Here is a 20,957-nt window from a genome sequence, read left to right as displayed (position 1 = left end):
TTACAAATAGCTCAGCCACCACTGCCTGTGTGTTTGCTTATAGTTGCTAAACCATTTGCACACAGGGTATAGGGAAAGCACCACAAACATCCATACAGCATAGACCACCCAAAGGGAATAGCCTTCACCGGGAATGATAAAATTGGGGAAGCCCCTGGAGATACCGGACATTCCCTCTGCAACACTATGTCCGCGGGCCAGGAAAAACAAAGCACTTATGGTATGTATCAGGAAGAAATGAAGCACATAATAAAAAAAGGGCACCCTGCCATAAACCGTGATAAATCGGGTGAGGCCGTTTTTGACAGTTCCAGCCCAGGCCACAAATAGAATGGCGGGACCAATGGTCATGCACATATACAACAGGGAAGGCGGATATTTATGCGTATCGATAAAAGAGAATAAAGTAAAAAGCTGGTTCTTTTGCACTGTCCATGGTTCCGGATTCCCATAAATATTAATAGTTCTCAGGGCAATGAACAACAGAATGATGCCTGTGCCCAATAGGGTCAAAACTTTCCTTCGTTGTGCTCCCTCATAACTGGTAAATAGCTTGCCAAAACAATAACCCAGCATCATTAAACCTGACCAGGACAGGAAAGGGTATAAGACAAGCACAACATGATTTCCCCAAAGAGGAAAACTGCCGAAGTGATGTAGAAGGGAATAGGCAGGGCTATAAGGAGGCGCATGCTTTGCCTCGTAAAAATCAAGAAGGTTATGACCCAACACTATGATCAGTCCCAGTGCAAAGATCATTTGAAAGGGCAGCCAGATGACCAGGCCAAGAATGATCATACTGATGCCGATGGCCCATATGGTTTGCAGACCTATCAAAGTATAACCCGGATCGAAAGTAAATGATAGGTTAACTATAAAGATCTCTACCAGCACCAACCAGAATCCCCTTGTGATCAAAAAGGCGCTCAGTTCTTTCGTGCTTTTGCGCATATGCTGGAACCATCCGGAAGTTCCGGCCAGGAAAACAAATACCGGCGCACAATAATGGGTGATCCAACGGGTAAGGAACAGGGCAGGCGTAGTAGTAGCCATATTTAACGGATCGTCGCTAAAGCCTGTGACATGAATAAAATCCCTGACATGATCAAGTGCCATGATGATCATTACAAAACCACGCAGCAGGTCAATAGATTCAATTCTGTAGGATAACCGCTTTAAGGGAATAGTGGTTTGCGAAAGAGGTGCAGCCAGTACCTGTTCCATACAATAAGTTTAGTTAATAAGTTTTATTGGTTGCTTTTACTAAGGTGATAGATTTTATGGTAGTGCTTATAAAGGGAGTCGGAAGTCTTAAATAAATCTACAACTATTTTATAAGAAGAAATTATTGAAATCCATAATTCGTTAAACCGCTTGTTTTATCCACCTGACGGTAATCATAATAATATTCCTATGTCTTAAATAGCTTAGAAAAAATTACTTCACCATGAAAAAGAATATGGCTGTTTTGGACAGGTTGCTCCGCCTGGTAATAGCTATTGTACTGATTATAGTTTTACTCACACAGGGATTTGCCTCACCATGGAATTACCTGGTCATAGCATTCTCCTTATTATTTATCATTACGGCTATTACCGGTAGTTGCCCTGCTTATTCTTTGTTGCATATTGATACCCGGCAGTTCAAGGAAAGCCCCTTATCCTACAAAGACAAAAGAGCATAGTTATTATTTGCTGCTTTCACCAACAAACCATTGCTCCTTATTTCTGAAGAGGACATTGAAGGTAGTAAGGGAGCCATAGATACGGGTAATGTATTGCTGCAGGTTAACCTTGTCTTCATCTGTCAATACCCTGTGGGCATTGATCTGTTGTTCCATGACCCGCACCCTGTCGCGCAACATCACTATTTTATGAAAAAAGTCTTCGATGGGAACCTCTTTAGCCTTTAATGATTTGTCGGCTGGCTGAAGGATCATGGTGCCTTTCTGCCACCGCTCACCAAGCGGCACTACTTCTGAAATACCACCCCAGAGCCTCAGTATTTTCAATAACGACTTCTCCACGTCAGAATGTGTTTCTATTTCCTCCGTTACATTCTCAGGGATGATCTCTTCCAGGTGAATATCATCTTTATCAATCTCTTTGATACCATGGTAAATAAATGAGATGAGGTAGGTGGCAAAGCGAATACCTACTATTACCCCGGGCCCATGCTGCGTATGTTGCAGGCGCGTGCCAATGCCTAATGTTAGCTGGTCCATATCCAAATGCTTTATCGGTTTTGTATGGTTAAAAAACTTTGGTTCGAAATTAATGATCAATTATTGCAATGCAGTCAGGGTGGGGGATCTTCCTTCCTGGCAGGCCTTGAACACCCTGATAAAATTGCCACCAAGTATCTTATTTATATCCCCTTTTTTATAGCCTCTTTTCAACAGTTCCCTGGTTACCAGGGGGAATGAGGTTACATCGTCCAGTTGTTGAGGGGAAGAAGAAATGCCATCAAAATCAGATCCTATACCCACGTGGTCCACGCCCGCCAGCTTCACTATATAGTCAAGGTGATCCAATAAAATAGACAAAGGTGGTCTCAATTCATTAGCCTCAGCAGGATATTCTTTAGCCATCCATTCCTCTATGCTATAAGAGGCCCATTTAAGATTTTTGAGTGAATCTATTTCGTGTTGATGCCTGGCATTGAATTGCTTTTGCCGTGTTGTATAATTACTATCCAAAAAGCCTGAATAAAAATTCAGGTCTATTACCCCGTCCTTCTTTGCAATGGCAAGGATCTGTTCATCATTCAGATTACGCGGCACAGGGCAAAGCGCATACACACTGCTGTGAGAAGCGATCACAGGCCTGGTGGAAGTGTTGATGGCATCCCAAAAAGTTTGAATGCCTACATGTGAAAGATCTACCATCATCCCCAGCTCATTCATTCTGCGTACCACCTGCCTTCCAAATGGTGTTAATCCTCTTTGAGTTCCGGGTACCATAGTGCTTTCATCTGCAGCTGAACTGGCCCAGGATGTAGAGTTATTCCAGGTGAGGGTCATATACCTGGCGCCTTTTTTATAGAGGCTGTCCAGGTAAGCTATATTATCCTCTATCATATGTCCGCCTTCCACGCCTATCATACACCCCAGTTTATGTTGACGAACGGCAGCATTTAATTGGAGAGGATCTGTCACCATCATCATCCTTCCCGGGTTGCGTCTGACAATAGCATACAAAGAATCGATCTCAATATTGGCAAATTTGAATGCCGTATCCTTACCAAATTTTTCATCGCAAAAAATAGAGAACACCTGTATGTCTACACCACCTTTTTTGAACCTGGCAATATCGCATTGTGCTTTCCGGGTAAGGTCCTGTTCAATGTTCATTCCTTTCATGGTAACTGAAGACAACACATCGTTATGTGTGTCAACCAGGACTGCATCCTTATGTATTTTTTTATAAGACTGGCAGGATGAAAACAGGGAGAGAATAACTATTGCAAATAGATAAAAGCGCAGCATATCTAGAATTATCCCATCAATTTAGGTAATTCTGAGGAGGGCTTAAAAGGTTTTGGACCGGCTATACTCCTCCCCCGACTTCTTGATATAGTATTGAAAGTCGTATTCAGAACTATACAGTGCGAATTCATAGGAAGGCCTGTATATCAACATAAACTTGTCAAGATCTGCATCCCCCAGTTGGGTTAGCCTGCGCACCAGTGGCTTATTGAATTTATGGTCGACAAACTTTTGCCGTTCCTGTTCCAATAATCTTTCCCTGAATTTTTCCATTGACCTGTTCTTACGAAACTGGAATACACGAATGACCTCATCAAGATCAATTCCCACTCCCGAACTGCTGATAGAGGTCATATCTGCAATATTGGGTCTTTTGAAATTAAAACCTTTCGCATAGTCCCTCCGGTTTTGCAATGAATCTTCCTTATACACGTGGGTGCGCACCCTTACTTCCTGCATGACATTCATTTTTAGCCTCAATGCAATATCAAACCGGGTAAGATCTGCGATTTTCAGGATAGGGTATTTAGGTGTAGGCTTTCCCAGGAAAGAGAACCATATTGAATCCCTGTCACTCACATCCAGTTGATACCGGCCCATAGAGTCTGTGACAGTACCCTTTCCATTGGTGCTTAAAACCGTTACTGATTCTATGGGATAAATCCTGGAACTGTCATATACAGTTCCCTTCACTTTATATTGAGCCTGTACGGAAGAAAAAACCAGGACAAGAAAGGCAGCCAGTAAGAATTTTATGTACAGGTATCTGTTTTCCAATAAAAGCTTTGAAGCAAGTAACAAAACAAAATGTAAAAGCAATGGTAAAAGAACAAACTGAATTGTATTATTTTGGCCGGCTCAAGCTATTCTTATGCATATCAATTATGAATTCAAGGCTAAAGTGGATAATTCTTCTGAGCTGGAAGCGGCTTTGACAAAACGCTCACCTCTCTTTGCCGGGGAAGACCACCAGGTGGATACCTATTTTAATGTTCCCAATGGTAGATTAAAACTCAGGGAAGGAAATATTGAAAATGCCCTGATACATTATGAAAGGATCAACACCGCGGGGGCAAAACAATCTAATGTGCTATTGTATCAACATCAATCGGATGCATCGCTGAAACAGATCTTGATCACAGCACTTGGTGTGAAGGCTATTGTAAACAAAAAAAGAAAAATCTACTTTATCGGCAATGTGAAATTTCATTTCGACACAGTGAAAGAACTGGGAACATTTGTGGAAGTGGAGGCAATTGATAAAGATGGGTCTGTTGGTTTGGAAACATTGAAGCGCCAATGCGCTGAATACAGCTCTTTATTCGGTTTAGAAGAATCCCAATTTATAGCAGAGTCTTATAGCGACATGGTATTGGCAAAAAAATCCTCAACTGCATAAGATATAATATTTCCCAACCTTATAATTCACTGAACCTGTATGGGTTATTAAAGGAGAAATTTCTGGCATACCTTTTTGAGTAATGGTATAAACGCCGGATATGGAAAAGAACGTCTTTAAAGCTAATGAACCGGAAATTAAGAAGACCAGAGTGGAAGGAATTCAAATAGATAGACCATTCACAGAAGAAACAAAACATGTCAACGGCAATTATGCCGACCCTGATGAAGATGATGATGATGATGAAGAAGGAGAGGATGATTTGGTACTCGGCGATGAAGATGAAGTGGAAGGCGATGAGGTGGAGTATGAAGTAGAGTTAGATGATGCGGATCCTGATGAAGATGACATTGACGAGGATGATTTGATCATTGATACAGATGATGATATCGATGAAGATGAGGACGAGGATGACCTGTGAAAACGCAGTCTCGTGTTTAAAGAGCAATGAATAGAGCTTCATTGCTCTTTATTTTTTTAGCATCGCTATCAACCTTTTTGCATCAGCTGGTGCATAGCTGAAAATATCATTATTGAAATAAGCCCAAACATTGTGATCTTCTGCCTGCCAGCCCCTGAATTTTTCTGCAAAGGACATGAGGGTTTCATTAGAATAGGAAGAAGCATATAATTCTGCCGGTCCGTGAAAACGAACATATACATCCTGGGCTGTTACCATTTCTGAATAGGGAAAACGATCACCCGATTGGGAGATGACAAAACCGATATTATACTTTGACATTAAGGTTAGGCTTACTTCTTCCAGCCAGGTTGAATGCCTTACTTCCATCACGAAACGATAGTCTCTGTAAATCGTGGCCAGGAGTTTATAGAAATATTCAGCCACGTCGTAATTGAAATGCAGGTAGGACGGCAACTGGATCAATACCGGCCCCATCCTGTTCTTCATAGGCTCAAATACAGCGAAGAACCTTTCGAGTGGTTCTTCCGGGCTCCTTAATTTTTTCATATGAGACAGGAACCGGCTCATTTTAGGACAGAATACAAAATCCTGTGGAACCTGGCTTATCCAGCTTTGAACAGTTTCAATAGTTGGTATGCGGTAAAAGCTGCTGTTTATTTCAGTGGTATTGAAGTCATTGGTATAAAAGGATAGCCATTGGCGGGCGGGCAGGTTTGGCGGGTAATATATTCCCTTCCAATGTTTATAACTCCAGCCTGATGTGCCTATATGAATGCTACCTGCCATAATTCATTGATTAGAGCTGGTTTAAAAGTCCTCTTGATTGACTGTTTTCTACCCTCCTGCACTGAACGGGCCATACCCAAAGTTTTCTTAAAGAAATATGCCACACAACTTTATGGCAGGCTATTTCGTCTTTATTTCTGTTGTGTAAAAAAGCACAGCGCTTTTGAAGAATGAAAAAGTTGTTTTTCAAAAATGAAGTGAAGTATTTACCTCTTGAGGAAAAACCTTCACCTTCTTTAGTTCAATGTCTTGTCCTTGATGCCATTGGAAGTGCTGTGATCCTTATTCCGGTACTGGGAGAGTTGATCTGGGCCCCCATTTCCGCTTTCCTGTTCTGGCGCATGTTTGGTTTCCGGAAAGGCTTTTTGGGAGGTGTTTTTAGCTTTATCGAGGAGTTGATACCCGGGCTGGATTTTATCCCAACCTTTACTATCATGTGGGTCATTCAATATGCCAGGAGGAAAAAATCAATCCTTTCCATAAGCCCTGTCAGGTAATCACTTTCACAAGGTTCAAATCATTGTCAATAACCAAGAATTGCGCTGCATACCCCGGCGCAATTTTACCATATTTCCCATCGATCTTTAGCGCCAGTGCTGGATAAAGACTGCACATTTTCAATGCCTCGTCTTCATCAATACCAGCTTTTTTCACCAGGTTTCGGAATGCTGTGAACATACTGATAGCAGAGCCACTCAGCGTGCCATTGCACTCATATTTTTCTCCAGCCCTGAAGTGTTGGTAAGGACCCGCGTTTGTATCTGTCACGGCGTCTGTTATAGCAAACAACCGTTGCTGCATCACTTTTTTAGCTATGGCAATAGCCGCATAATTCACATGGTAGCCATCGGGGATGATACTTGACATTACGCCACTATGCTGCATGGCAGCACCTACCAGCCCGGGTTCCCTGTGATGAAGAGCACTCATGGCATTATATAAATGTGTGACCGTAGAAATGCCGGCATCAAACTTTTCCATGGCCTGTGCATAGCTGGTATTGCTATGACCGGCAGAAAGGATGATGTTGTAACCGAGCATTAGTTCAATAAGTTCATTACTGATAATTTCAGGCGCTACTGTTATCATGGTGATAACGCCTTTGCCATACTCCAGCAGGTCTTTAACTTCTACCCTGGCAGGTGGGTGTATTAGTTCCTGAATATGGGCACCACGCTTTGCTTCATTCAGCCAGGGGCCTTCAAGGTGGAGCCCGATCACTCCCTGTCCGCCATCATTCCAATAAGCCCGCACCGCATCAATACATTGCTTGAATACTTCGATGGTGTTGGTGGCTATGGTGGGTTGAAAACAGCAGGTTCCCTGATTTAGGAACTCCCTGTGCATGGTTTCGAGTGTTGACTTATTGCTATAAAGAGAAAAAAGTTTACCTGCTGCTCCATATACCTGCACGTCCACAAAAGCAGGTATGATACGATGTTGGTGAAATTGTGTGCATGGGATGGAATCCGGAAGCTCTGACAATGGGAGTACAGCTTCAATATGGCCATCTTGTATAAGGATCGCCTGCTCTGTTATCCAGTTATTGCCATTAAATATTTTACCCGCACTGAACGCCTTTTGCATGGTTAAAATTAATGCTATCCTGACTTGAGCATGATATTTTGCATTCCGGCAAATATGGACTTCCAGATCACGCCGAAGAATGCCTGCGTAGTAAGCCTGTAGTATTGTACGTGTGTGGCCACTCTTTCAGGCTGGCCTGGTATGGGGTTATCATGCCAGAGCACATATTTATTCAAAAGGTTGGTAATAAATTTCCGGGTGACAGTTGCACCTGTCTTTTCGTCCGTTTTATTTAAGACTACTGAAAGATCTGAATACTGCATTTTTACGTCTGACCATGCATTATAGTTGTCGGCCGTAAGTTTAAATTCAAGGTGCTTCACCTGCAAAGAGGTCAATTTTGTATTGGCCATGGGTATGGCGATCCTGTTGATCTGCGCCGCGCTGATATTGTCAACTGCACCCTGCATATCAAACCTGCCATTGGTAGAATCAAGGTAAAACTTAAAGCCAACCGATATAGGACTGCCCTGCAAAATGGTGCCCTTTGCCACAAGTGTGCATATATTATCCTTTAAAATGTTCTCCGGTATATTCGTAGCATTCTTAACCAGCAGGTCCACATGGTCAAGGTTCAATGTTCCTTCTTCACCTGTAATTCCATTTTTTTCTGTGTACGCGACATCGGCACCTGAGGCCCAAATATTTTTGATGTCAATAGGACTGTCGGTCTTGAGTAGTTTCTGATGAGGGTAGGAGCCAATCTTGCTGCTAAATTTTTTCTCCTGGCCTTTATCCAGGTAAACTGATAGTTTGGGTTGAAGCAGTACCACGCTATCCGCAATGATAATATTATCGTGGATGAAATAGTTGAAGCGCAAGCCAGTGAACCTTGCCTTGTCAACTGTCATATAGTACAAGCTGGCCTGCACACCATAATACTGATAAAAGTCTTCTTTTTTTAAGGTAGGCTGAATCTTGAAGCTGTCGATCTCAATAGTTTTCTCTTTAGAAGAAAATGTTAACCACTCCGCTTTCATCTTATAGGAAGAATCGGCTGTCCTGTATTTCAGGTCATGCACTTTCAGGTAGATCTCTTCAGCAAAGCCAATCCTGTTGGTATCGACAGAGGCAAGACTGTCGATCCTTAACTGGTCGGCATGCGCATCTATCCTGTCAAATTGCAGCTTCACAGATTCAGAAGTGTCAGCATTTTTATACAACATCTTTAATCCATCCAGCCTGATTCGATCAATGGTAATTTGTGCTATGGATGGTTGAATAGCTTTCCACAAGGGTGGTTTGCTGGTTTGGACCTTGTGCTGGTGCAAATGCCTGGAAAGCTTAATATCGGCTTCTTTAGAACCTATTTCCTGAATAGATATTTTTTTACCAACCAATAAAGAGAACACACTAACACCCCTTATATAACCCTTGCCCAATTTTAATTCCATGGTGAGCGGTGGCAGGTCCTGCTTTGCCTCCAACATTTTATAGTGATTACTATCTATTTGTATCTGTAGATTTTCAACCTCAATATTACCGCCAAAGAAATTGGCGTTTAGGTTGCCCAGGCTGTAGGTATATAGACTATCAGAGCCCTGGATGATCAATGTATGTAACTTTTTACGAAGAGTGGGCTCCACAAAAATATTAACCGCCACCAGGGACAGTAGAAAAAACACTAATAAAATGACTGCAGCAATACCAATAAACTTTTTAGCGGTGCGCTTATCAATGACCGGCATACATAAAGGGTTAAAAAACACATGCCAGTGGAGAAGCAAACAAATGTAGAGACTGGAATTATAGTGGAGTCAGGCATTAACCGGTGACAAAACGGTAGCCGATCCCCTTTATGGTAATGATTTCTATCCCCGGATCATTTTTGAGATAGTTCCTGATCTTGGTAATGTATACATCCAGATTGCGGCTGTTAAAGAAAGAATCGCTGCCCCATAATAGAGTAAGGATCTCGCTGCGTTCTACTATCTTATCCCTGTTTTCATATAACAACCGCAATAATTCACTTTCGCGGTAAGAAAGCTTGCGCTGCTCAAAAGGACTATTGAGTGTTTGCCTCAGAATGTTGAAAGTATACTGACCGATAGTTACCTCCTCCTGTTCAGGCAAAGGTTCTTCTTTTGTCTTCAGCACATTCTCGATACGCACAATCAGTTCCTCGATGCTAAACGGCTTACGGATATAATCATTGCCTCCTAATTTAAAACCATTGATCACATCTGAAGGCTGGGATTTAGCACTTAAAAAAATAATGGGGACCAGTGCATCCTTCTCCCGTATTTCATCGGCTATAGAAAAGCCATCCTTGTTGGGGAGCATAATATCCAAAACACAAACATCAGGCTTTTCATCTGTAAACTTTTGAAGGGCATTGCCACCATCGCTTTCATGTATCACCTCGTAGCCCCGGTCACGAAGGGTGTCCATAACAATACGCGCCAGGAATATTTCATCTTCTACATACAAAACCTTTGTTTTTTTCATACCGGTTATTTTAGCCATGCTATGGCATTATGCCTGGTGCCTGGGGAGGGTGATATAGAATTTGCTGCCATCACCTTCCTGTGATTCCACGCGGATGTTACCATGGTGTTTGGTAATAACATGAGATACATAACTTAATCCAAGGCCATAACCTTTTGCATTGTGCAGGTTGCCTGTAGGAACCCGGAAGAACTTTTCAAATATGCGGTCCTGGTATTCTGCAGGTATGCCAATGCCTGAATCTGTAATGATCAATTGCACTTTATTCGAGAGGCCTTTGATGGTTAAATTGATCTCAGCGTGATCGGAGCTATATTTCAGGGCATTGTCCAGCATATTGAAGATCACGCTGACAAGGTGCAGCCTGTCTCCTTCCAGGTGCGTATCCCCTTCAGCATGCGTAGTCACCTGCGCGCCTTTTTTCTCAAACTGTAATCGCATGGAGGATGTGACTTCTTCCACCAGTTCCTTCATATCGAGAGGTTCATACCTAAGCTCTATCTCTTTTTTCTCAAACATGGAAAGTTTGAGAACTTTATCCACCAGCAGGGATAACCGCTGCAATTCGTTCGCCGAGATATCGAGGTATTCTTTGCTTCGCTGTGGATCCATGGAGGCATTAAAACTGCGCAATGCTTCGATAGCTACACTTACCGTGGCAATGGGTGTCTTTAGCTCGTGGGTGATATTGCTGATAAATTCATTCTTGATATCTGCCAGTCTTCGCTGTTTCAACAGGTTGCCATACAACAATGAAAAAGATAAGAAAGTAAAACCTACCAGGAACAGGGAGAAAAGTATGGGTATGCTGATGCGTTTTAAAAGGAAGGAAGTAGTGTTCCGTAAATTCAATTCATAGGTGATGGGATTTTGAAAGCCGAGGGTAACCTGGTTAAAAACGGGCTTTTCTGTTTCTTCGGTTTTGACACGGCTGATGCTGAATGGCACAGATATATTTTGGTCTTCCAGTTTCCGGGCATAAGCCATTTGCAATTCTCTCACCCTCAGCGAGTCCTGGACCGAATCCACATCAAAAAGAAATTGCACCAAACGGTTGCGCCTTCCTGTTAGGTTCTTATTAGACAGGCGAACCGTATCGGAACCCCGAATCAATATGGTTTTGGAAGAAGAGTCCCTGACTTTCCTCGTCAATATGTCAACCATATTAATAACTTTTTGGTCAGCCCCGTGATTGCCATGTCCATGCTTTCCCTGCAATTCCTTTTGAATAAAAACTTTAGTGGCAGGAGAAGAATCCGTTACCAATTTGTCCAGCTTTAATTTGGAACCCTGCAAATCAAAAACTGTTTCCCTGAACATGAAGTTGGTGCGCATTTCAAGGTTTCGCTTCTCCCGGTCATATGCTTTGCTTAACCAGTAGATCTGGAAAGCAGCAATAGCCATAATGGTCAACACCATTAAAACCGGTAAACCTTTACTATAACTGAATTTGCGCATCCTGACAAAATTACCCTTTTCATTTACCGTTCATACGGGATTTAACCATTATTAACGTAGTAGAAACGACTATTAACAGACTGTGAAAAGCTAAGGATTTACTTTTGGTAAAATGCTTATGCGATGAAACATTTTTTATTGATTGCCGCTGTTTGCAGTTCTTTCTCTTTACATGCTCAAATGAAAGAAGGCAGAATTGTTTATGAACGCACCCTCCAGCTTCCTGCCAGGATGTTCAATGCCGATCCGGCCATTGCCTCACAGATCCCTAAATCAAGAACCGATCAATTCGAATTGCTGTTTGGCAATAATCAATCCTTATGGCAATTCCTTCCTAACGCTACAAACGAAGATCCCGGGACTTTTTCTGGAAATGGAGTAGTGCTGCGTTTCGGTGGCGTTAATGAGATCTCTTATTACAACTTTGACAAAGGCACGCGAACGGATCAAAGAGAGATCATGGACCGGAACTTTGTTGTAGCGGACAGCATACACAAAGGACAATGGAAACTGACCAGTGAGACCAAAAGTATTTTGAACTATTCTACACATAAAGCTATCGGCCAACGTATCTCCAGCCGCACACAAATGACCATGGAGAATGGAGAAATGAAACGCCAGGTAATTCCTGACACTTCAGAAGTAGTAGCCTGGTTTACTTCTGACATACCCGTACCTGTAGGTCCGGAGATGCAGGGTCAGTTGCCAGGTGCCATCCTGGAACTGGATGTCAATAAAGGACAAACTGTTTATAAGGCTATTGAAATATCTCCCAGGGTGAACCTTGGCAAATTGAAAGAACCCAATGATGGTAAAAAACTTACAGCAGCGGAATTCGCTAAAGAGCGGGAAAAGCTGATGGAGGAAATGCGCAGGAATATGCCCAATGGTGGCAATGGAAACAGGATCAGGATACAACAATAGAAACATGAAATAGCCAGAAACAAAAAAGCTCTCAATCCTTACCCGGGTTGAGAGCTTTTTTGTTTGATGGAGGCTATGGGGGTACCCTGGTGGTTAATCCTCGTTGACATCACCCCTTTCATTATCCTCCCTTTCTTTCTGGTAAACTCTTAATACCACCTTCCATTCAGGAAAATAAAACTGCATACCTACTTCCACTTTCAGTTTGGGCATGTAGGTGGCGGCGGGTGTAAGATGGAAAGTGCTGATGCTGAACTTTTTACTATCATCTGGCGCCTCATAATCACCATTTAATGAAAAAGTATAGCCATTGCCCATATTAATGGTCATCACCTTTAGCTGGTTGCAAAGCCATTTATATTTTTTACTGGCTTCTTCAAAATCCTCCGAAGTGAGAACGGTGGCCTGCCAGCTGTAAACAGGCTTGGTAGAAATATACTGGGTAACCGTATTTTCCTCTGCCCCTTCAAATTTTAAAACGGTAGCATATTCCACTGTCTGTGGATTCCGTTCTATCATACTACCCTTTATGGAACTCAGTTCCTGGGGGAAATCTGCAATAACCTTCTCCAGGTTATGTCTCAGGTCATTATTGGTCACGGGAATGCGAATCTGTCCCCTGGCCGGCGATACATACAATACAATAACAGAAGCAATTAAGCTGGTCTTAAGGATTTTCATTGGTGGGATTTTTAACAATAATTCGGTACCAAAATAGATAAAAGCTTCGTTTTGTCAATAGAAATACCTAACTTTCTTCACAGTTTTTCCACATTTCTAAAAACCATCCATTATGAAAAACAAGAACATTGTCCATGCCCATCAGGAGGTTGAGATCTATAAGGCGTATTATCGCCCTTCCTTCAATTTGTGGCGTTTTACCAAATCTATTTTGGGTGTACTGCTTTTTGGGAGGTCTACAGTAGCACGAAGCTATGTACCGGCTAATAAACGAGTACTCAAATAATTTACATCCCCGGCCAAGGCCGGGGATTTTTATTACTGGGTGATCCTTAATCCTTTGGTAGCCCTTTCCATTATAGCCGGCATTGTCCTGCCGCCCATCCGGTTTAGCTTATAGGTAAATGTCAGCATAAAGAAGCGGTTCAATACACTGCTTTGAACATCCTCGATATAATTTGCTCCGGTGTTGCGGGTAATACTCACGTTCTGGTTGAGGATGTCATATACTGATAGCTTAATTTCTCCTCTCTTGCTTTTCAATACTTCCTGGGCTATACTTCCATTCCACATGGCGTAATTGCGATTGTATCCATTCGTTCTGCCGGTATTGAAAGTATAATCAAAGTCCGAGGATATGATAAATCCAAAAGGAAAATTATAAGTCGCGTCAAGGGAATACGTATGGGTAAAATAAGAAGTGTTATTACGGGCCTGTACACTGTAATTCACGGAATTATAGGTTACACCTGCATTTACGCCCAGGTCAAGCTTCTCTTTCCAGAAATAACTTAGGCGAAGGTCCTCACCGGCCGTAACTGTCTTCGTAAAATTCTTGACCCTGTCAATAAAATTAGCGTCCCTGTTATATCCTATCCTGGTATTTGTATTGAAATTGCCGCCCTTTAATTGCTTGATCGGGAAGCCCAGGTTAAAGTTTCCATTAATGCTGTATATGCCGCCACTAATGTTCACAGGCATAGAGCGCTGGGCAAGGCCACCCTGTAACTGTTCTATGTAATTGGCTATTTTGTTTTCTGTACTGGTAAAGGTCACAAAGGCAAACAGGTTCCTGAATTTGATGATATCAAAGAAGTTATAGCTTAATGATATATTATGATTGAACTCCTGTTTTAATGAAGGATTACCCCTGGTGATGTAGGGGTAATTGGTAACATCCTCCACATCCTGCAGCTGTGTAACGTTTGGCATACGCGTGGTGCCCCGGTAACTGAAACGGAAACTCCTGCTCCGGGCAAACTGGTAGTTGAAGGAAGCAGTAGGCAGGAAATTCAGGAAGGTATGTTTGATATTGCTATTCTTGGAAAGGTTATTATTTTCCAGTGTGGCTTGCTGCACCGCAAAACCTAACTGGTAGTTATATTTCTTTTTGACCACCCTGAAATTGGTACCAAGCTTATCATAGATATTCTGAGACTCGAAATTATTGCTCAGCCTTTCATTAGGCAGGTCAAATTGATTATTTGCAGCATTATAATCAAATAACTCCCGGTCGGACTGGCTGCTGTTGTTGTTATGATTATAGTTTACCTCAAGTATCTTATCCCTGGACAATGGCTCCGTATAGGAAAATGTCACTGCATAATTATTATTGCCGCTCTCAGTCTTATTCAGATTATTGGCGGTACTGTCTTTCCATTTTGCGCCTCCGACACTATAATATTTTGCACTGAGCAGGGAATAGGCATTACGTTGTGATTCAGAAAGGGTATTGGTAAGGTTTAGTGAAAGGGTTCGTCCGGGACGTCGGAATTTACGTCTCCAGATAAGATTGTTGGTCCAGTTATATCCATCACCATCGCTAACCTTAGCAGACCTGCTTTCATTGGTACGGTAACGGGTGCCATCTTTTAAGGCATCCGTGTAAAAACTGTCAATGCTGTAAGTATTGTATGATTTCTGGTAGGTCAGGTTAGGATTATAAATGATGGAATTGAAAGAGTCAAGCGTAAATACCAGGTTGAAGTTCACCTTATGGTTGTCGTTTTCTGCTTTGGATATAGCCCTGTCATCAGTAAAAAGGGTAGAATCGGCAGTCAGGGTGGTTCGAAAGCTGTTACGGTCATTATCTGTATTTACATGATTGAAAAAGTAGCTGCCGTTCACATCAAAGTACTTGCTCCATGTATCCCTGTAATTGATTCCTATCTGCGAAGATTTGGTGACACCACTTCCAGTAGTTCCCAGGTTCAGGCCCCCAAAGCTGCCACCCCCACCACCGCCGGCCTTGACGATATTCATTCCACCTCCACCAAAGCCACCCATTCCACCACCGGTACCAAAGGCCCCGATCATATCAGAAAAGGTGAACCCAATATTATTGGTATTATTGGCCTTCGCAATAACTGATGTTTGTGTGGCTCCCTTAAACATATTGGCATTTAACCCACCGTCCCAACGTTCATGGGTACCGTAGCCGGCATAAGCCTTACCAAAAACCCCTTTCTTTTTGTCCTTCTTTAATTTCAGATTCAGTGCTTTGGTTCTGCTTCCATCATCAATTTTATTGAACTTGGCCTGTTCACTCATGTCGTCAAATACTTCTACCTGGTCCACCATATCTGCTGTAAGGTTTTTAGTGGCCAGCTTTGGATCATTGTTAAAGAACTCTTTTCCATCAACATAGACCTTCTGCACCTGCTCTCCCTGTGCCTTCACAGTTCCATCCCGCTCCACCTGCATCCCGGGTAATTTCTTTAGCAGGTCTTCCACTGTTGCATTAGGTTTTGTTTTAAAAGCATCTGCTTTGAATGCGATCGTATCACCATTCACCTTCACCGGTGCTTCATTGATGATCACTTCCTGCATGGATTTATAAAAACGATCCAGCTTTACAGGACCCATATCAATGAATTGCTTTGAAGCAGAAATGGAAAACTTTCTCTTGGCTGTTTGTAATCCCGTAAAACTGGCCATGAGATCATAATCACCTGCGTCTAAGTTTTTGATCTCGAATTGTCCTGATGGACCAGTAAGTGTAAAAGAAATCAATGTTGAATCGGGTAGTCGCACCACGGATACCGTGGCATCAGCTAAAGGAGAGGTGGAAGCTGAATCCTGTAAAACACCTTTTACCGTGCCGCTTACCTTTTGAGCATAGGTGGTTATGCCGATTAAAAAGAGAATCAAACTGAAAAGGAAGACCTTCTTCATAAGCCAAGTTAAGTGTGTACGAAGATATTCGCAAACGAAGTGAAGAGGTGTTAAATAACGTTAAGGGCTGGATGAATGGTCGTATACACCGGGTACCTGGTCATGCTACAGTTTTAGCCCAAAAGACTCTTTCATAGGTTTGGAATACAAGACCAAGATAATAGATTAAATCCATGATTAATAATGGCAATAAAATTGCAACTGTAGACTTATGAATAGCCCAAAATCCTGGCGCATCTTACTGTTTATCTTCCTGATTGCTTTTAATTCCTGCACTACTCCTGAAAAATCCAGCAGCAGGGAGGTGAAAAAGGACACAAGAGATAAGAGGAAATCTCCCATTATACTAACAGCAAAGGAAGGCGATTATTACCTGAACCTCAGGCAAAACAACTTTTTTGATTATTTCGGAAAAGATCCGGCAAGCAATAAGGCTGATCTATACGCCGGCACCTATAAGATAGAAGGAGATAGCCTGTTATTAGGGTTTTATAATAATTATGCTCCACAGGACCTTAACAATATGGGATATATTGACAGGAAAAATAGCCTGTTAACCCTTTTTTCAAAAGAGCCATCAAAAAACAGGAAAATGCAGATCCTTTTCGGCGCCAATTAAGAACCGGTTTAACTAAACAGGTATTCCACATCCTCGCGGCTCAAGGCCTTGACAAATGTAGCATCGTCAGAAATCAGTTCTTTAGCCAGCAATCTTTTCTTTTCCTGCAGCTGCATGATCTTATCTTCTATGGTATCCTTACAGATCATCCGGTAAGCAAAGATGTTTTTCGTTTGACCGATACGGTGGGTACGGTCAATAGCCTGCTGCTCAACGGCAGGGTTCCACCAGGGATCAACGATATACACGTAATCGGCAGCGGTGAGGTTAAGACCCACGCCTCCTGCTTTTAAAGAGATCAGGAACACTCTTGTTTCCTCATCGTTCTGGAAGGCTTGTATGGCTTTCTCCCGGTCGGGTGCCGATGTGCTGCCATCAAAATATTCATACTTGACGCCCAACTCTTCCAGCTTATGACGAATGAGTGCCAGCATTCCCAGGAATTGAGAAAATATCAGGGCCTTGTGATTACCGATATTCTCAGTGATCTCCCTTGCCAGTTCATCCAGCTTTATGGAATGGTTTTCAAACTTCTCCTGCTCATTCAGAATTGCCGGAGAGTCGCATATCTGGCGCAACTTCATTAAACCCTGTAAAATGGTAAGCTGCGACCTTTGAATGCCCTGCTCCTCAATAGTACCCATGATCTTGGCCCTAAATTCGTTGCGGTAGGCATCATAGATCTTTCGCTGGTCGTGCTCCATCTCACAAAACAAGACCGTCTCTGTTTTATCTGGCAGATCCTTGGCCACCTGCTCCTTGGTGCGACGCAGGATAAAAGGATAAAGTATCTTCTTCAGATGCTCTTTTTGTTCTGTCTCCCCAAATTTGTCAATCGGTATCGCAAACTCCTGGCGGAAGAATTCTACTGAACCCAACATGCCCGGGTTTAAAAAATTCATTTGTGCATAGATGTCAAAAGTGTTGTTCTGCAAAGGGGTACCACTCATGCACAAACGATTCTTGGCATGCAGCAGGGAAGCGGCCTTGGTAACCTTGCTGGAAGGGTTCTTGATAGCCTGCGATTCATCAAGGATTACATAATCCAGTGGCACCTGTGTAAATATTTTGATATCACTGCGCAATGTGCCATAGGTGGTGATGATAACATGATGTTTCTTCAGTTCTTCAATGTTCCTGATGCGCATGGAACCATGATGAATATAATATTCCAGTGAGGGAGTAAACTTCTTGATCTCATTCTCCCAGTTATAGATCAGCGTGGTAGGGCAAACCACCAAAGCCCTCAGTTCTCCATCGTGCTCTTCATAGTAATGCTGCAGAAAAGAAAGGGCCTGAACGGTTTTACCTAAACCCATATCATCTGCCAATATACCTCCCCAGCTTACTTCATTCAGGTAGTTCAACCACTGGTAACCTGCCACCTGGTAAGGACGGAGAATAGGCTGCAGGTTTTGCGGCGCTTCTATTTCTTTTATCTTGTCAAATTCACGAATGCGGCTGTACTTTTCTTCCAGCTCAATGGTTAACTCTTCCTCGTTCCTGTTCTCATACAATTCATCAATAACACTCAGGTGGTAGCGACTAAGTTTCAGCTTATCAGTACGTCCTTCACCCACCCGGAACAACAACGAATATTTCTTCAACCACTCCTCGGGTAAAATGCCCAGTGTGCCATCATTCAATTGCACAAATTGCTGCTTATTGGCCAGCGCTTTCTTCACTTCTGCCACACTCACTTTCTGATCGCCAAAGATGATATCCACCTTGGCATCGAACCAGTCTGTATGAGAGCTGATATATATGTGTGTTTGTGGTTTGGCGGTATTAAAACGGAAGTTCTTTAAACTTTCAAAACCATATACTGGTGTCCTTGCCTCGTTCATGGCATCCACAAAAAGAAAGAACCAGTTGTTCTTCAGTACATCCGAACCTTTCAAAGCCAGTGCGGCACCATCATCATAAGAAATGAAGTTAGAGTGCAGTGTCTGCAACTTTTCAAGGAAACGCAATTCGGCTTCCCGGTTGCGGTAAACAACGATCACCTTATCCTGGTAAGGAATGATCATTTCATCTTTGTCCTTAGCTTTTGTATCAAATCCCTTATAGCTGAATATGGGTTGGAATACAAGGTATTCACCTTTTTCGTGCAGGAATAATTTTACCTCGGGCTCACCATCCTTGATCTCCGACACCAGTGATTTCTCAAAGTCAACCTTGTATTCCTTGGTCAGTGGCATAACCAGTTTGCTCAGTGTGGAAGGCCAATCTTCTGCCTTGACCTTCATTACTCCCTTGGGTAAAAACTTCTCAGCTGTTTCTACAGCTTCGGCATTGTCCCAAATATAGAGCAGGTGATTATACATAAATAGCAACGCTGACTGCACTTCATTATCCTGCAAACCAAATGGTACGGCATCGGGCTTTACATAGCACTCTATCTCGAAATTCTTACCATTGGTTGTTACATTGAATTGCGGAATGATATACCTCGGGCTCAACTCCACTCTTTCCAGGTTAGCTGTTTTAAAGGTCTTTCCTTTTGATAAAACATAGGATGGAACTGTACCAGCCTCTGAGACCAGTTTCTTTAACCTGGGTAGCAAATATTCCGCTATCAGGCTCCTTGTTTCACCAGGCAATTCGTCATCTTCATGATGAATAATATTTTCCCAGATACCACTAAAAGGGGAGTTGCGGTTTACATATTTATTGATCTCCTGGTCCTGCAGCTTGCGCACCAATAACAAAACTGCTTTGTCTTCATCGTTATAGGCATCAATATTCACATACTTTCCCAGCTCAAGCTTTTGTACCGTACTGGCAAAGTTGGCTTCCTCATCCATCTCGCCTTCCACAAGGTCTACTGTGAAAAAAGGATAAGCATTCTTATTGAAATTGAATACCACCCCAAGTCTTTTGGTGATGACCTGTTCCCGCACTTCGGGTTCTTTTTCAACAACCGCGGTTATGCTTTCAAACTGGGGCCTTGATGAAGGTATGGGCGCAGCTATCCTCTTTATGGATGGGTCCAATACACGCAGGTAAGGTTTACCATCCTTATAATTGAATTCAAATTTTCCTTTCAGGTCATCTTTAAGTGTATAGCCATATGCTTCCAGCAATTTATTCTTTTCCTTATCCCAGTTACGAATGGTTTCAAAATATTGCTGGCCCTTGGTATAAAGCAGGTGGAGAAAGACGATCACTTTAGGAAGGCTCAATAAATGTTCCGTATCCTGGTAATCACTGCTGGTGTCGAAATTGCGCTCTTCGTTCCTGCGAATGATGACGGAAAAATCCTGGCCATCTAACTTCACTGTGGCTTTAACCGTTTCTTCTTTAGCGCTTTCTATTACCGGTTTGGAATTTTTGAGGTATTCTTCTGCTTCAGAAAGAATATCAGGGGACGATAACAACTGGACCGTTTTCAGATCAATTGTTTTCATTTTGGCTACCGTGTGCCGCTGGTCATAAACCACGTTATCCGATTCCAGCATGCCCTTATCAATCATCTCCTGCAACCTGATAAGTGCTGCAGCTTCGTGCCTGCAGATATCTCCTAAATTATAGGGACAGGCGCAGCGAAGCGATAATGACCTGGGATCTTTGTAATTGGATACATAAACCTTATAAAAAGTGGAATAATTATCATCTTTTACGCGGAATACAGCAGATCCAAACAGGTAATCATTTTCCACCAGTTCCACAAAGCCTATGGCATGGATCTTCTTTCCGCGGCGGATCACTTCATCACTTCCATGCGTGTATACATATTTCAATAAGTATGGTAAAGCCAAAGTAATTTCTGATTTAGGATTTCAAATCAAAACGCTGGGTAAAGAAGGAGGCGGAAATAACGGTAAAATACGCCTTCATCCTGCCCATTACGGCTTTTTCGTTCAGAAAAGGCCAATTGGCAAAAGTAACGGAATCCTTAGCAGAATACCTGAAGGAATCGAATATTTCTCCGTTAAAATTTATGTCAAAACAACAATATACCCGGAAG

At 42.5% G+C, this 20,957-nt stretch carries 18 protein-coding genes; 6 read left to right on the top strand and 12 right to left on the bottom strand.

What is annotated here, in order from left to right; all coding sequences use genetic code 11:
- Positions 1-1,224, bottom strand: a complete 1,224-nt coding sequence (locus BP74_RS12920; RefSeq protein WP_496374761.1) for an acetyltransferase domain-containing protein — start codon at positions 1,222-1,224, stop codon at positions 1-3.
- Between the two features lie 223 nt (positions 1,225-1,447).
- Between BP74_RS12920 and BP74_RS12915 the strand changes: the two genes are divergently transcribed.
- Positions 1,448-1,684 (top strand): YgaP family membrane protein, encoded by a 237-nt coding sequence (locus tag BP74_RS12915; protein WP_496374759.1) that lies wholly within the window; start codon positions 1,448-1,450, stop codon positions 1,682-1,684.
- Positions 1,685-1,687: 3 nt separating this feature from the next.
- Here the strand turns inward: BP74_RS12915 and BP74_RS12910 are convergent, their stop codons facing one another.
- The 3 genes from BP74_RS12910 to BP74_RS12900 are packed head-to-tail and all read right to left on the bottom strand — an operon-like array spanning position 1,688 to position 4,264.
- Positions 1,688-2,224, bottom strand: a complete 537-nt coding sequence (locus tag BP74_RS12910; protein ID WP_496374757.1) for a DUF8685 domain-containing protein — start codon at positions 2,222-2,224, stop codon at positions 1,688-1,690.
- 60 nt (positions 2,225-2,284) lie between these two features.
- Complete coding sequence (locus tag BP74_RS12905; RefSeq protein ID WP_496374755.1) at positions 2,285-3,487, bottom strand: dipeptidase; 1,203 nt, start codon at positions 3,485-3,487, stop codon at positions 2,285-2,287.
- Positions 3,488-3,529: 42 nt separating this feature from the next.
- Positions 3,530-4,264, bottom strand: coding sequence for a peptidase associated/transthyretin-like domain-containing protein (locus tag BP74_RS12900; protein ID WP_496374753.1), 735 nt, complete (start codon positions 4,262-4,264; stop codon positions 3,530-3,532).
- Between the two features lie 94 nt (positions 4,265-4,358).
- Between BP74_RS12900 and BP74_RS12895 the strand changes: the two genes are divergently transcribed.
- Positions 4,359-4,886: a class IV adenylate cyclase gene (locus BP74_RS12895; protein WP_496374751.1), complete on the top strand. Its 528-nt coding sequence runs from the start codon at positions 4,359-4,361 to the stop codon at positions 4,884-4,886.
- A 100-nt stretch (positions 4,887-4,986) separates the two neighbouring features.
- A complete protein-coding gene (locus BP74_RS12890) occupies positions 4,987-5,307 on the top strand; it encodes a hypothetical protein (protein ID WP_496374749.1) in 321 nt (106 codons plus the stop codon).
- Between the two features lie 48 nt (positions 5,308-5,355).
- Here the strand turns inward: BP74_RS12890 and BP74_RS12885 are convergent, their stop codons facing one another.
- Positions 5,356-6,096 (bottom strand): DUF72 domain-containing protein, encoded by a 741-nt coding sequence (locus tag BP74_RS12885; protein WP_496374747.1) that lies wholly within the window; start codon positions 6,094-6,096, stop codon positions 5,356-5,358.
- A 170-nt stretch (positions 6,097-6,266) separates the two neighbouring features.
- On the opposite strand from BP74_RS12885, the gene BP74_RS12880 reads away from it, so the two are divergent.
- Positions 6,267-6,593: a hypothetical protein gene (locus tag BP74_RS12880; RefSeq protein WP_496374745.1), complete on the top strand. Its 327-nt coding sequence runs from the start codon at positions 6,267-6,269 to the stop codon at positions 6,591-6,593.
- On the opposite strand, the gene nagA is transcribed toward BP74_RS12880, so the two are convergent.
- The 4 genes from nagA to BP74_RS12860 all read right to left on the bottom strand — a co-directional run bounded on the left by nagA (position 6,586) and on the right by BP74_RS12860 (position 11,589).
- Positions 6,586-7,683 (bottom strand): N-acetylglucosamine-6-phosphate deacetylase, encoded by a 1,098-nt coding sequence (gene nagA / locus BP74_RS12875; RefSeq protein ID WP_496374743.1) that lies wholly within the window; start codon positions 7,681-7,683, stop codon positions 6,586-6,588. The genes BP74_RS12880 and nagA overlap by 8 nt on opposite strands.
- Before the next feature lie 14 nt (positions 7,684-7,697).
- The gene (locus BP74_RS12870) at positions 7,698-9,371 is read right to left on the bottom strand and encodes a hypothetical protein (protein WP_496374742.1); all 1,674 of its coding nucleotides are present in this window, start codon (positions 9,369-9,371) and stop codon (positions 7,698-7,700) included.
- A gap of 76 nt (positions 9,372-9,447) precedes the next feature.
- Complete coding sequence (locus BP74_RS12865; protein ID WP_496374740.1) at positions 9,448-10,131, bottom strand: response regulator transcription factor; 684 nt, start codon at positions 10,129-10,131, stop codon at positions 9,448-9,450.
- Between the two features lie 27 nt (positions 10,132-10,158).
- Positions 10,159-11,589 carry a sensor histidine kinase gene (locus BP74_RS12860; protein ID WP_496374738.1) on the bottom strand — a complete coding sequence of 477 codons (1,431 nt, stop codon included), beginning with the start codon at positions 11,587-11,589 and terminating at the stop codon, positions 10,159-10,161.
- Between the two features lie 123 nt (positions 11,590-11,712).
- On the opposite strand from BP74_RS12860, the gene BP74_RS12855 reads away from it, so the two are divergent.
- A complete protein-coding gene (locus tag BP74_RS12855; protein WP_496374736.1) occupies positions 11,713-12,513 on the top strand; it encodes a GLPGLI family protein in 801 nt (266 codons plus the stop codon).
- Between the two features lie 93 nt (positions 12,514-12,606).
- Here BP74_RS12855 and BP74_RS12850 read toward each other — a convergent pair whose 3' ends face one another.
- A complete protein-coding gene (locus tag BP74_RS12850) occupies positions 12,607-13,194 on the bottom strand; it encodes a hypothetical protein (protein WP_496374734.1) in 588 nt (195 codons plus the stop codon).
- A gap of 318 nt (positions 13,195-13,512) precedes the next feature.
- The gene (locus BP74_RS12845) at positions 13,513-16,368 is read right to left on the bottom strand and encodes a TonB-dependent receptor (protein WP_496374732.1); all 2,856 of its coding nucleotides are present in this window, start codon (positions 16,366-16,368) and stop codon (positions 13,513-13,515) included.
- Positions 16,369-16,579: 211 nt separating this feature from the next.
- On the opposite strand from BP74_RS12845, the gene BP74_RS12840 reads away from it, so the two are divergent.
- Positions 16,580-16,987 carry a hypothetical protein gene (locus BP74_RS12840; protein WP_496374730.1) on the top strand — a complete coding sequence of 136 codons (408 nt, stop codon included), beginning with the start codon at positions 16,580-16,582 and terminating at the stop codon, positions 16,985-16,987.
- A gap of 8 nt (positions 16,988-16,995) precedes the next feature.
- On the opposite strand, the gene BP74_RS12835 is transcribed toward BP74_RS12840, so the two are convergent.
- Positions 16,996-20,748 carry a DEAD/DEAH box helicase gene (locus BP74_RS12835; protein ID WP_496374728.1) on the bottom strand — a complete coding sequence of 1,251 codons (3,753 nt, stop codon included), beginning with the start codon at positions 20,746-20,748 and terminating at the stop codon, positions 16,996-16,998.
- Positions 20,749-20,957 lie beyond the last annotated feature (209 nt).

This window comes from Flavisolibacter ginsengiterrae DSM 18136, from assembly GCF_059568575.1.
This window is presented reverse-complemented; position numbering and strand designations above follow the sequence as displayed.

Excerpts from the sequence above, each read along its gene's own strand:
- BP74_RS12920 (WP_496374761.1), bottom strand. The coding sequence starts at position 1,224 with ATGGAACAGGTACTGGCTGCACCTCTTTCGCAAACCACTATTCCCTTA.
- BP74_RS12915 (WP_496374759.1), top strand. The coding sequence starts at position 1,448 with ATGAAAAAGAATATGGCTGTTTTGGACAGGTTGCTCCGCCTGGTAATA.
- BP74_RS12910 (WP_496374757.1), bottom strand. The coding sequence starts at position 2,224 with ATGGACCAGCTAACATTAGGCATTGGCACGCGCCTGCAACATACGCAG.
- BP74_RS12905 (WP_496374755.1), bottom strand. The coding sequence starts at position 3,487 with ATGCTGCGCTTTTATCTATTTGCAATAGTTATTCTCTCCCTGTTTTCA.
- BP74_RS12895 (WP_496374751.1), top strand. The coding sequence starts at position 4,359 with ATGCATATCAATTATGAATTCAAGGCTAAAGTGGATAATTCTTCTGAG.
- BP74_RS12890 (WP_496374749.1), top strand. The coding sequence starts at position 4,987 with ATGGAAAAGAACGTCTTTAAAGCTAATGAACCGGAAATTAAGAAGACC.
- BP74_RS12885 (WP_496374747.1), bottom strand. The coding sequence starts at position 6,096 with ATGGCAGGTAGCATTCATATAGGCACATCAGGCTGGAGTTATAAACAT.
- BP74_RS12880 (WP_496374745.1), top strand. The coding sequence starts at position 6,267 with ATGAAAAAGTTGTTTTTCAAAAATGAAGTGAAGTATTTACCTCTTGAG.
- nagA (WP_496374743.1), bottom strand. The coding sequence starts at position 7,683 with ATGCAAAAGGCGTTCAGTGCGGGTAAAATATTTAATGGCAATAACTGG.
- BP74_RS12870 (WP_496374742.1), bottom strand. The coding sequence starts at position 9,371 with ATGCCGGTCATTGATAAGCGCACCGCTAAAAAGTTTATTGGTATTGCT.
- BP74_RS12865 (WP_496374740.1), bottom strand. The coding sequence starts at position 10,131 with ATGAAAAAAACAAAGGTTTTGTATGTAGAAGATGAAATATTCCTGGCG.
- BP74_RS12860 (WP_496374738.1), bottom strand. The coding sequence starts at position 11,589 with ATGCGCAAATTCAGTTATAGTAAAGGTTTACCGGTTTTAATGGTGTTG.
- BP74_RS12855 (WP_496374736.1), top strand. The coding sequence starts at position 11,713 with ATGAAACATTTTTTATTGATTGCCGCTGTTTGCAGTTCTTTCTCTTTA.
- BP74_RS12850 (WP_496374734.1), bottom strand. The coding sequence starts at position 13,194 with ATGAAAATCCTTAAGACCAGCTTAATTGCTTCTGTTATTGTATTGTAT.
- BP74_RS12845 (WP_496374732.1), bottom strand. The coding sequence starts at position 16,368 with ATGAAGAAGGTCTTCCTTTTCAGTTTGATTCTCTTTTTAATCGGCATA.
- BP74_RS12840 (WP_496374730.1), top strand. The coding sequence starts at position 16,580 with ATGAATAGCCCAAAATCCTGGCGCATCTTACTGTTTATCTTCCTGATT.